This is a genomic window from Mycobacteriales bacterium (assembly GCA_030697205.1).
GTDB lineage: Bacteria > Actinomycetota > Actinomycetes > Mycobacteriales > SCTD01 > JAUYQP01.
The window spans coordinates 55506-66012 of sequence record JAUYQP010000057.1 but is presented as its reverse complement, the minus strand read 5'-3'; the positions used below and the strand labels follow the sequence as shown (position 1 = coordinate 66012).

The 10507-nt window shown below is 72.2% G+C and carries 11 protein-coding genes; 4 read left to right on the top strand and 7 right to left on the bottom strand.

The window, feature by feature from the left end; translation table 11 throughout:
* Nucleotides 1–281: 281 nt before the first annotated feature.
* Complete coding sequence (gene aat / locus Q8R60_18980; GenBank protein ID MDP3714555.1) at nt 282–1037, top strand: leucyl/phenylalanyl-tRNA--protein transferase; 756 nt, start codon at nt 282–284, stop codon at nt 1035–1037.
* Here the strand turns inward: aat and Q8R60_18975 are convergent.
* Nucleotides 1034–2155 (bottom strand): PP2C family protein-serine/threonine phosphatase, encoded by a 1122-nt coding sequence (locus Q8R60_18975; protein MDP3714554.1) that lies wholly within the window; start codon nt 2153–2155, stop codon nt 1034–1036. The genes aat and Q8R60_18975 overlap by 4 nt on opposite strands.
* Nucleotides 2156–2316: 161 nt before the next feature.
* Here Q8R60_18975 and Q8R60_18970 point away from each other — a divergent pair, with 161 nt between their 5' ends.
* Nucleotides 2317–2700: an ATP-binding protein gene (locus Q8R60_18970; protein MDP3714553.1), complete on the top strand. Its 384-nt coding sequence runs from the start codon at nt 2317–2319 to the stop codon at nt 2698–2700.
* Between the two features lie 4 nt (nt 2701–2704).
* Here Q8R60_18970 and Q8R60_18965 read toward each other — a convergent pair whose 3' ends face one another.
* Nucleotides 2705–3502 (bottom strand): DNA-formamidopyrimidine glycosylase family protein, encoded by a 798-nt coding sequence (locus Q8R60_18965; protein MDP3714552.1) that lies wholly within the window; start codon nt 3500–3502, stop codon nt 2705–2707.
* A 3-nt stretch (nt 3503–3505) separates the two neighbouring features.
* On the bottom strand, nt 3506–3979 hold the full coding sequence (locus Q8R60_18960; GenBank protein MDP3714551.1) for a ribose-5-phosphate isomerase: 474 nt from the start codon (nt 3977–3979) through the stop codon (nt 3506–3508).
* Here Q8R60_18960 and Q8R60_18955 point away from each other — a divergent pair.
* A complete protein-coding gene (locus tag Q8R60_18955) occupies nt 3978–4640 on the top strand; it encodes a DUF429 domain-containing protein (GenBank protein MDP3714550.1) in 663 nt (220 codons plus the stop codon). The two genes, Q8R60_18960 and Q8R60_18955, sit on opposite strands and share 2 nt — an antisense overlap.
* A 21-nt stretch (nt 4641–4661) precedes the next feature.
* On the opposite strand, the gene Q8R60_18950 is transcribed toward Q8R60_18955, so the two are convergent.
* The 4 genes from Q8R60_18950 to Q8R60_18935 all read right to left on the bottom strand — a co-directional run bounded on the left by Q8R60_18950 (nt 4662) and on the right by Q8R60_18935 (nt 7945).
* Nucleotides 4662–6080, bottom strand: a complete 1419-nt coding sequence (locus Q8R60_18950; protein ID MDP3714549.1) for an aldehyde dehydrogenase family protein — start codon at nt 6078–6080, stop codon at nt 4662–4664.
* Nucleotides 6077–6688 carry a DsbA family protein gene (locus tag Q8R60_18945; GenBank protein ID MDP3714548.1) on the bottom strand — a complete coding sequence of 204 codons (612 nt, stop codon included), beginning with the start codon at nt 6686–6688 and terminating at the stop codon, nt 6077–6079. Before Q8R60_18945 ends, Q8R60_18950 begins: the two co-directional genes overlap by 4 nt.
* A gap of 61 nt (nt 6689–6749) precedes the next feature.
* A complete protein-coding gene (locus tag Q8R60_18940) occupies nt 6750–7568 on the bottom strand; it encodes a protein-glutamate O-methyltransferase CheR (GenBank protein MDP3714547.1) in 819 nt (272 codons plus the stop codon).
* Nucleotides 7569–7570: 2 nt separating this feature from the next.
* Entirely contained in the window at nt 7571–7945 is a 375-nt protein-coding gene (locus Q8R60_18935; protein ID MDP3714546.1) for a response regulator, read from the bottom strand.
* A gap of 218 nt (nt 7946–8163) precedes the next feature.
* Between Q8R60_18935 and Q8R60_18930 the strand changes: the two genes are divergently transcribed.
* Entirely contained in the window at nt 8164–10506 is a 2343-nt protein-coding gene (locus Q8R60_18930) for a chemotaxis protein CheA (GenBank protein MDP3714545.1), read from the top strand.
* Nucleotide 10507 lies beyond the last annotated feature (1 nt).

Sequence of the window (10507 nt, the reverse complement as noted above, 5' to 3'; positions counted from 1 at the left end):
CCCCGACCCCGACCACCGCCAACAGCTGCTCGACGACCCCTGGCGCGACCACACCTGGGAACACCTCGACGACCCCCACCTCGACCTCCCACCCGTCACCAGCCACGAGCCCCAGCACGACGAGGACGAGACAGCGGCGTAGGACCCGAGCCCTGACACAGCGACGGGCCCGGCGCCTCCCCCCTCGAGAAGCGCCGGGCCCTGCAACGTCCCAGCCTGGCAGCCCGAGGGCCCGGTGGACACGGCCGAACGGAGCAACCTCAGGCCCTAGCGTGGACCGGGTGCAGGACCCCTTCGCCGCCGTCGACGTCCCCGCGGCACCCCGCGAGCTCATCGCCGTCGGCGGGGAGCTCGACGTGGCGACGCTCGTCTCGGCGTACCGCTCTGCGTGCTTCCCCTGGCCCGCGACGGGCCGCTACGCCCGGTCGCTGGAGCGCGAAGCCCTCACGCTGGCCGAGCGCGGCGAGGTCCTGCGGCTGCCCGGTGGCGAGCGCCCGCTGGTGCCGTGGTGCTCGCCGCACCCCCGCGCGGTCCTGCTCGCCGACCAGCTGCACGTGACGCGCTCGCTGCGGCAGCGGCTGCGCCACGCGGGGTGGACGGCGACCGTCGACGAGGCCTTCGCCGAGGTCGTCGCGGGGTGCGCCGACAGGGGCCGCGAGGGCACCTGGATCACGGCGGGGATGCGCCGCGGCTACCTCGCGCTGCACGAGGCCGGGATCGCGCACAGCGTCGAGATCTGGGACGGCGATCGGCTCGTCGGCGGCCTCTACGGCGTACTCACCGGAGCCGTCTTCAGCGGCGAGTCGATGTTCCACCGAGAGAGCGACGCGTCGAAGGCCGCCGTCGTCGAGCTCTGCGCGCGGATGCTCGAGGCCGGCGCCATCGTCGTCGACACCCAGCAGGAGACACCGCACCTCAGCGCGATGGGCCAGGTCATGGTGGCCAGAGAGGAGTACGCCGAGGTCGTGCGGCAACTGCGCGACCTGCCGGTGACCCTTCCCGTGGGCCGCCGTGAGCTGGCCCGACTGGTGGACTAGCGCATCCGCCAGAGCAGCACGAGGCCGCGGTCGTCCGACGACCCGGCCGCGACCCGGTTGACGAGGACCTCTCCCCCACCGGCGAAGCCACGGGGCACCAGCCGCTCCGCCTCGCCGAGCAGCTTGTCGATGCCGACGGCGAGGTCGCGACCCGGGACCTCGACGAGGCCGTCGGTGTAGAGCAGGCAGGCGTCGCCCGGGTCGAGCACGAGGCTGCTGCCGACGTAGGTGGCGCCGGGGATGAGGCCGAGGGCCGGCCCGTGCGCGTCGAGCAGCGACCACCGACCGGTGCCGGCGTCGAGCACGGCGACCGGCGGGTGGCCGGCCGACTCGACCGTGCACCGACCGTCCTCGAGGTCGAGCACGAGGTGCACCGCCGTGGCGAAGCCCTCGTCCCACTCCTGCCGGCACAGATAGGAGTTGGCGGCGGGGAGGAAGTCCTCGGACGGCACCGACCCGAGCAGCCCACCGAGCGCTCCGGACAGCAGCAGCGCGCGGGTGCCGGCCTCGACTCCCTTGCCGGACACATCGACGAGCGCGATCTCGAGCCGCCGCCCGTCGTCGGTGAGACTGCTGACGACGAAGTCGCCGGCGAAGGGGCCGCCGCCCGCGGGCTTGACCACCGCCTCCGCGCGCCAGGGAGCCGGGAGGGTAGGGAGCCGGCCCTGCTGCTCGAGCCGTCCGCGGAGCTCGACCAGCACCGTGTCGCCGCGCAGCCCGCCGAGCCCGGTCTCCTCGCGCGAGCGCGCGAACTCCAGTGACAGCAGCGCCGTGATGGCGACCGTCACGAAGGCACCGGGGCGCACCTCGTCGAAGCCGATCACGACGCCGTTCCAGACCATCAGCGCGAGGACGAGGCCGAGCAGCCGCCAGACCGCTCGCCGGGTCAGCAGCAGACCGCCGAAGAGCACCGGCAGCACCTGCGCTGCCGGCGTCACGATCTGCGGGCCGATGACGACCGCGCCGACCGCGATGCCGACGGCGAGCAGGCTGCAGGTCCCGGCGACCACCCAGACCGGCGGCGGGTCGCGGCGCAGCCCGGTGAGGGCCCGCGGGACGGCACCCAGGATCGAGCGCGACCTCGGAGGGCGCTCGCGCAGCCGGACAGGGTCGGTCATGGTTCGAGCAACCTACCGTCGCATTGTGGCCCGCAGGCCGTGCCCGACCAGAGGATTGAGCCGTGGACGGACGGGTAAGCACTCGTCACTCGGCTGCGCCCCACCCGGTGCGCACGACTCGCGAACGGGGACAGGTGTTGGGCACGGCGTGCGATACAGGGATGGCGGGGGCCGCCCCGACCGAGGTCCGTGTCGCCCTCAGCCCCGTCCCGGCCAGCGCCGGCACGGCCCGCCGCTTCGTCGTCGCGACGCTGCGCGAGTGGGACCTCGAAGAGCTGACCGACACCGCCGCGCTGCTCGTCAGTGAGCTCGTCACCAACGCCATCCTCCACGCCCGCTCCGAGGTGACCGTCGCGGTGCGTGCCCTCGACGACCGGGTGCGCGTCGAGGTCGCCGACTCGGCCGACGGCGTGCCCTACCTCCGCCGCGCCACCAACACGGCCACGACGGGCCGGGGACTCGCGCTCGTCGACGCGTGCTCCCGTGCCTGGGGAGTCGAGCCGCAGCCACCGGGCAAGGCGGTGTGGTTCGACCTCGAGGCGTGAGCGCTCAGCCCGGTTGGCAGCTCGGGCACCAGAACAGGTTGCGCCCGGCCATCACCTGCGTCCGCACGTCGGTCCCGCAGTGCCGGCACGGCTGCCCCGCCCGCCGGTAGACGTAGTGGGCGTCCTCCCGCAGGACCGCGCCCCGACGCCGCGACCGGTCCTCGGGTCGGGTCGTCACGATCCGCCCCGCCCGCACCCCGGCCCGCATGAGCACCCGGGTGTCCTCCCAGATCCCGAGCCAGGTGTCCTCGCGCAGCTCGCGTCCGGCACGAAACGGCGACAGCGACGCCCGGAACAGCACCTCGGCGCGGTAGACGTTGCCGATGCCGGCGAGCACCGACTGGTCCATGAGCAGCTCACCGACGGTCCGCCCCGTCCGCGCGATCCGCTCCCACGCCGGCCCGGGGTCGGCATCGGTGCGCAGCGGGTCGGGCCCGAGCCGCGCGAGCACCGCCTGCCGCTCTGCCGGCGTGTGCAGCTCGCAGGCCGTCGGCCCGCGCAGGTCGAGCCAGTGATCGTCAGTGGTGAGCCGCACCCGCAGCGCACCGCGCGGCTCCGGGGCCGGCAGCCGACCGGTCGTCCACTTCCCGTAGAGCCCGAGGTGCACGTGCAGCAGCCGGCGCCCCTCGAGGTGGTACCAGAGGTGCTTGCCGTAGGGCTCGATCCGCGTCACCTCTCGACCGTCGAGCACCGCGGCGCCCGCGGCGAAGCGCCCCTGCGGGCTCGTCACCCGCGGCCGGGCCCCGACCAGCAGCGACTTGTGGTCGCGGGCGAGCCGGTGGATCGTGTGCCCCTCGGGCACCGGCTACTGCCCGTCGAGCGGCGGCAGCACCCGGGAGGTCTCGTAGTCACCGAGCATGGCGATCCGCCGGCTGTGCCGCTCGTCGCCCGAGTAGGGCGTCGCGAGGAACGCGTCGACGATCGCGAGCGCGGTCGCCTCGTCGTGCATCCGGGCGCCGAGGCTCACGACGTTGGCGTCGTTGTGCTCGCGGGCGAGCCGCGCCAGCTCCGGGCTCCAGGCCAGCGCCGCCCGGATCCCGAGGACCTTGTTGGCGGCCATCTGCTCGCCGTTGCCGCTGCCGCCCAGCACGATGCCGAGGCTGCCCGGGTCGGCCGCGACGCCCTCGCCCGCCCGCAGGCAGAACGGCGGGTAGTCGTCGGTCGCGACGTAGGTCGCCGGCCCGTGGTCGACGACCTCGTGACCCGCCTCCCGCAGGTGCGCGACGAGGCGCTCCTTGAGCTCGAAGCCGGCGTGGTCAGACCCGAGGTGGACGCGCATGAGCAGTGATGATGCCGTCCTCGGTGTCGACGGTTGCCCGGGGGGTTGGGTCGGCGCCCTCGTGCGGGGTCAGGACATCACCTGGTACGCCGGGACGTTCGCCGACCTGCTCGCCCTGCCCGCCGCGGTCGTGGCCGTCGACATCCCGATCGGACTGCCCTCCGGAGCGGAGCGGCGCGGCTGCGACGTCGCGGCCCGCGAGCGGCTCGGCGCGCAGCGGTCCTCGGTCTTCTTCGCCCCGCCCCGCGAAGCCCTGCCCGCCCGGACCCACGCCGAGGCCTGCGCGCTCTCGCGGGCCGCGGGCGGGGCGGGCCTGTCGCTGCAGACCTGGCACATCACGGACAAGGTCCGCGAGGTGGGTGCGCTGGCGACCGACCCCCGCGTCGTCGAGGCGCACCCGGAGCTGTCGTTCCGGGCACTCACCGGTGCGGTGCTACCGCGCAAGAAGCTGGTCGTCGGGCGTGATGCCCGGCTGGCCGCGCTGCGGACCTGGCTCCCGTCGGTCGCCCTCCCCGTGCCCCGGCCCGGCCGGGCTGCACCCGACGACTGCCTCGATGCGCTGGCCTGCGCGTGGACGGCCCAACGCTGGCTGCGCGGCGAGGCTGACGTGCTGGGCCACGGGACGGACCCGGACGGTCGTCCGGTGCGGATCGTGGTGTGACGGGCCTTCCCGTCGTACGACCTAGAGCTGGAGCGACTTGACCTCGAGGAACTCCTCGAGCCCGTGCTCGCCGAGCTCGCGCCCGATGCCGCTCTGCTTGTAGCCGCCGAAGGGCGCGAGCGGGTTGAAGCGGCCGCCGTTGACGTCGACCATCCCGGTGCGGAGCCGGCGGGCCACCCGCACCGCACGCTCCTGGTCGCCGGAGAAGACCCCGCCGGACAGGCCGTAGGGAGTGCCGTTGGCGATCTCGACCGCCTCGTCCTCGGTGGCGTAGGGGATGACGGCGAGGACCGGCCCGAAGACCTCCTCCTGCTCGATCCGCGACCCCGGCACGACGCCGGTCAGCACGGTCGGCCGGACGTAGTAGCCGGTCTCGAGCCCGTCGGGACGACCGGTCCCGCCGACGACGGCGGTGGCGCCCTCGGCGAGGGCCTGCTCGATATGGCCCTGGACGCGCTTCCACTGGTCGGCGTTGGCGAGCGGCCCGATCCGGGTGCCCTCGGCGGTGGGGGCACCCACGGCGTACGACGCAGCCGCTGCGGTGACCAGCTCGACCACCTCGTCGTGGCGGTCCGCGGGCACCAGCATGCGCGTCCACGCCGTGCAGGTCTGGCCGCCGTTGATGAAGCAGTTGGCCAGGCCGATCTTCACGGCCTTGGGCAGGTCGGCGTCGTCGAGCACCACGAAGGCGCTCTTGCCGCCGAGCTCGAGCGACACCTTCTTCACGGTGCCGGCGGCCACCGCCATGACGCGCTTGCCCGCCGCGGTCGAGCCGGTGAACGACACGATGTCGACGTCGACGTGCGCGGCCAGCGCCTCGCCGACAACGGTCCCGACGCCGGTGACGACGTTGAGGACACCGGCGGGCAGGCCGACCTGCTCAGCGACTTCGGCGAGGGCGAAGGCCGACAGCGGGGCGACCTCCGACGGCTTGAGCACCACGGTGCAGCCGGCGGCGAGGGCAGCCGCGACCTTCGCGACGACCTGGTGCAGCGGGTAGTTCCAGGGGGTGATCGCCGCGACGACACCGATCGACTCGCGCACGACGAGGGAGTTGCCGACCTGCTCCTCGAAGCCGTAGGTCTGCAGCAGCTCGGCATAGGAGCGCAGCACCCGCACCGGGTTGCCCACCTGCACCGCGCGACTGAAGGCGAGCGGCGTGCCCATCTCGGTGGAGATCGTCAGCGCGATCTCCTCGGTGCGGGCCTCGATCCCGTCGGCCAGCGCGGTGAGCAGCGCGGCGCGGTCGAGCACAGGGGTCTCGGCCCATGCCGGGAAGGCGGCGCGGGCCGCGGCCACCGCGGCGTCGACGTCGGAGGCGTCCCCTGCCGGCACCGAGCCCATCGGCTGCTCGGTCGCCGGGTCGATCACCGGGATCGGTGCGCGGCCGGTCGCGGGGACCCACTGGCCCCCGACGTAGAAGTCGGTGCGGTCGCTCACGAGAAGTCCGGCCCCTCGGTGCGGGTGCGCTTGAGCTCGTAGAAGTGCGGGTAGCCGGCGAGCAGCACCGCGCCGTCCCAGACCCTGCCGGCGTCCTCGCCGCGCGGGATCCGCGAGAGGACCGGGCCGAAGAAGGCGGTCCCGTCGACGTGCAGGACGGGGGTGCCGACGTCCATGCCTACCGGGTCCATGCCGCGGTGGTGCTCGGCGCGCAACGCCTCGTCGAGCGAGGCGTCGGTCGCGGCGGACGCCAGCTCGGTCGGGAGCCCGACCTCCTTGAGCGCCCCTACCAGCAGCTGCGGATCGTCGAGCTCGACCTTGTCGTGGTGGATGCGGGTGCCGATCGCGGTGTAGAGCGGCAGCAGGTCGTCGGTGTGCTCGCGTGCGGCGATGCAGACACGCACCGGGCCGTAGGCCTTCTTCATCATCTCGAGGTACTGCTCGGGGAGCTCACGCCCGTCGTTGAGCACCGCGAGGCTCATGACGTTCCAGGTGACGCTGAGCTCGCGCACCTTCTCCACCTCGAGCACCCAGCGGCTGGTGATCCAGGCCCAGGGGCAGAGCGGGTCGAACCAGAAGTCCACGTGAGTGAGCGCGTTCGTCGTCATCCACCGATCCTCGCACCCGTAGGATCGCTGTCACGTACGCAGCCCGTGCTGGTCTCCCCCGTCAGGGATCCTTGGGGCGGTAAGCGGTGGACTGGCCGAGGGTGACCCGCTGCCAGCTGTCGTCGACGTTGATCGTCGTCTCGGCCCCGCCCAGGAACAGGTAGCCGTCCGGTCGGAGGACCCTGCGGACCTGCTGGAGCACCTCACGCTTGGTACCCAGGTCGAAGTAGATGAGCACGTTGCGCAGGAACACCAGGTCGAAAGGCCCCATCGAGGGGAAGCACGTAGCGAGGTTGACGTTCTTGGTCTGGATCATGGACCGGAGCTCCGGCTTGACCTGCCAGGACGTGCCCTCCTTGTCGAAGTGCTTCACCAGCGAGGTGATCGGCAGTCCGCGGTTGACCTCGAGCTGGCTGTACGTGCCCTTGCGGGTGCGCTCGAGCATCTCCTCGTTCACGTCCGTGGCCAGCAGGTCGCAGCCGAACCCGGGCGGCAGCGTCTCCTTCAGAACCATCGCGAGGGTGTAGGGCTCCTGGCCGCTGGAGGAGGCCCCGCACCAGATGGAGAGCCGTCGAGCCGCGGACCTGGCCTTCATGAGCTCCGGCAACACGATGGTGCGCAACGTGTCGAACGGGTGCCCGTCGCGGAAGAACAGGGTCTCGTTGGTCGTCATGGCGTCGACGACCTTCGACGCGAGGCGGCCGGTGCGGTCCGCCTGCAGGCCGGCGACCAGACCCGAGATGCCGTCGAGCGACTCGCTCGTCGCCAGTGGCGTGAGCCGCGACTCCACGAGGTACTCCTTCCCGACCTCGAGCACGATGGCGGCGCGCTGCCGCACCAGCTGGCTGATGTAGGTGAAGTCGCTCTGGGCGAGAGGCACGGCTACGCCCCCACGGAAAGGCCGAGCATGCTGAGCTTGCCCAGGAGCGCCTCGGGGGTGAAGGGCTTGAACACGTACTCGTGCGCCCCGGCCGCCAGGGCCCGCACGACCTGCGAGTGCTCGCTCTCGGTGGTCACCATGACCAGCGTGAGGTCCGCGCAGGCGGCGTCCTTGCGACAGGCGCGGACGAAGTCCAGGCCGTTCATCACAGGCATGTTCCAGTCGACCAGCGCCAGCTGCGGCATCGGACCCTCAGCCAGGACGCGCAGGCCCTCCTCACCGTCGCCTGCCTGGACGACCTCCCAGCCGCGCTCCTCGAGCAGGCGGGCGAGCACCATGCGCATGGCGCGGGAGTCGTCGAGCACCAAGGCACGCACGTCGGTGAACCTCTCGTCGGGAACGGGCTCCCACCACATCGGTCCCCTCCGAGGGCGTGTGAGGAGCGGCACCGACCAAACGCGGGTAGTCCCAGTGGGCCACGCGCCCCCTCCCGGTGACCCATCTTCTGCCTGATGCGTCACAGACGCGTCCGGCTGCCCGATGAGCAGCGCATGACGCTGACGTGCTGGGGCCTGCCGCTGGTCGAAGGTGCCCTGTGAACGAGAGCAACGACGAGGTCGTCCAGGAGTTCCTGGTCGAGTCCTACGAGAACCTCGACCGCCTCGACCAGGACCTGGTCGCCCTCGAGCGCACCCCCGACGACACCGCGACGCTCTCCAGCATCTTCCGCACGATCCACACCATCAAGGGCACCTGCGGCTTCCTGGGCTTCAGCAAGCTCGAGGCGGTCGCGCACGTCGGCGAGAACCTGCTGAGCAAACTGCGCGACCACGAGCTGACCTTCGATGCCGACATCACCAGCGGTCTCCTGCAGATGGTCGACGCGGTGCGCGGCATCCTCGCCTCCATCGAGACGACCGCCGAGGAGGGCGACGGCGACTACAGCGCGCTCGTCGCCGAGCTCGGCCGGCTCTGCTCCCCCCCTGAGGCACGGCTCGCGGTCGTGGCGGCGCCGGCTGGCGCACCGGCCGGCGCACCGGTCGACGCACCGGTCGACATGGCTCCGGCCGCCACGGGAACGGACGACGAGACCGCCCGCCTGGGCGACATCCTGCTCGCGCGGCACGAGGTTGAGCCCGACGACATCGCTCGCGCCGTCCAGGCGCAGGAGGACGGGGACCTGCGGCCGCTGGGGCAGCTCCTCATCGAGGAGGGCACGCTGCAGCCTCGCGACCTCGCCGACGCTCTGCACGCGCAGGCCGAGGCCCGCTCCCACGTCTCGGACCAGTCGATCCGCGTCGACGTCGCCCTGCTCGACAAGCTGATGAACCTCGTCGGAGAGCTCGTCCTGGCCCGCAACCGCGTCCTGCAGTTCACTCGGGCCGACAGCGAGCCGGACTTCATCACCACCTCACAGCGGCTGAACCTGGTCACCAGCGAGCTGCAGGAGGGCGTCATGAAGACGCGCATGCAGCCGGTCGGCACCGTGTGGAGCAAGTTCCCCCGCGTCGTCCGCGACCTGTCCCACCAGCTGGGCAAGCAGGTCCGCATCGAGATGGAGGGCGAGGAGACCGAGCTCGACAAGACCATCATCGAAGCGATCAAGGACCCGCTCACTCACATCGTGCGCAACTCGGTGGACCACGGCATCGAGTCCCCCGAGGCGCGCGTCGCCGCCGGCAAGCCAGCCGAGGGGACACTGCTGCTGCGGGCCTTCCACGAGGGTGGCCAGGTCAACATCGAGATCACCGACGACGGCGCGGGCATCAACCTCGAGCGCGTGCGCAGCCGTGCCGTCGAGCGCAACCTGCTGAGCGTCGACCAGGCCGCCCGCATGAGCGACCGCGAGATCGCCAACCTGATCTTCCTGCCCGGCTTCAGCACGGCCGCCGCAGTCACCAACGTGTCCGGCCGCGGTGTGGGCATGGACGTGGTCAAGACCAGCATCGAGAAGATCGGTGGAACCGTCGACCTGCAGCCTCGGCCGGGGCAGGGCACCACGCTCCGCATCCGCATCCCCCTGACCCTCGCGATCATCCCGGCGCTGATCGTCGTGACCGGCGGCGACCGCTACGCGATCCCGCAGGTCAACCTGCTGGAGCTGGTCCGCCTCGAGGGTGAGCAGGCGCGCACCGCTGTGGAGATGATCCACGACACGCCCGTCTACCGGCTGCGCGGCAACCTGCTGCCGCTCGTCGACCTCCGCCACGAGCTGGGGCTCGGCGACCGCGAGGAGGCCGGTGACGTGATGAACATCGTCGTGCTTCAGGCGGACGACCGGCAGTTCGGGCTCGTGGTCGAGGGCGTCAGCGACACCGAGGAGATCGTCGTCAAGCCGCTCGGTCGCCAGCTCAAGGGCATCGCGACCTTCGCCGGCGCAACCATCATGGGCGACGGCCGGCTGGCCCTCATCCTGGACGTCCTCGGCCTTGCCCAGCAGGCGAAGGTCGTCTCCGAGAACCGCGAGCGCGCCGCGCTCAGCAGCGCTGCGTCGGCTGCCGCCGGCGACGAGGCCGCCCAGGCTCTGGTGGTGCTGCGGCTCGGGCTCGACACCCGGGTCGCTGTGCCCCTCTCCCTGGTCGCCCGCCTCGAGGAGGTCCCCGCGAGCTCGGTCGAGCGGAGCGGCGGACGTGACGTCGTCCAGTACCGGGGCCAGATCATGCCGCTCGTGCACGTCTGCGACGCCTTGGGCGTGCCGCGGAGCGTCGAGGAGCACGAAGTCCTGCAGGTGGTCGTCCACAGCGTCGACGGTCGCAACGTCGGGCTGGTCGTGGACGAGATCGTCGACATCGTCGAGGAGCACCTGGTCATCGAACGGGTCGGCTCCCGTCGCGGGATGCTCGGCTCCGCCATCCTCCAGGGCCGGGTGACCGACCTGCTCGACGTGGCCGCCGTGGTCGGCGACGCCGTCCCCGCTCCCCTCGCGATCGGAGCCTGAG

What these genes read in the sequence shown, in the direction of transcription:
- Q8R60_18960 (MDP3714551.1), bottom strand. Translation starts at nt 3,979, where the DNA reads ATGCGCGTCCACCTCGGGTCTGACCACGCCGGCTTCGAGCTCAAGGAG.
- Q8R60_18955 (MDP3714550.1), top strand. Translation starts at nt 3,978, where the DNA reads ATGAGCAGTGATGATGCCGTCCTCGGTGTCGACGGTTGCCCGGGGGGT.
- Q8R60_18970 (MDP3714553.1), top strand. Translation starts at nt 2,317, where the DNA reads ATGGCGGGGGCCGCCCCGACCGAGGTCCGTGTCGCCCTCAGCCCCGTC.
- Q8R60_18945 (MDP3714548.1), bottom strand. Translation starts at nt 6,688, where the DNA reads ATGACGACGAACGCGCTCACTCACGTGGACTTCTGGTTCGACCCGCTC.
- Q8R60_18975 (MDP3714554.1), bottom strand. Translation starts at nt 2,155, where the DNA reads ATGACCGACCCTGTCCGGCTGCGCGAGCGCCCTCCGAGGTCGCGCTCG.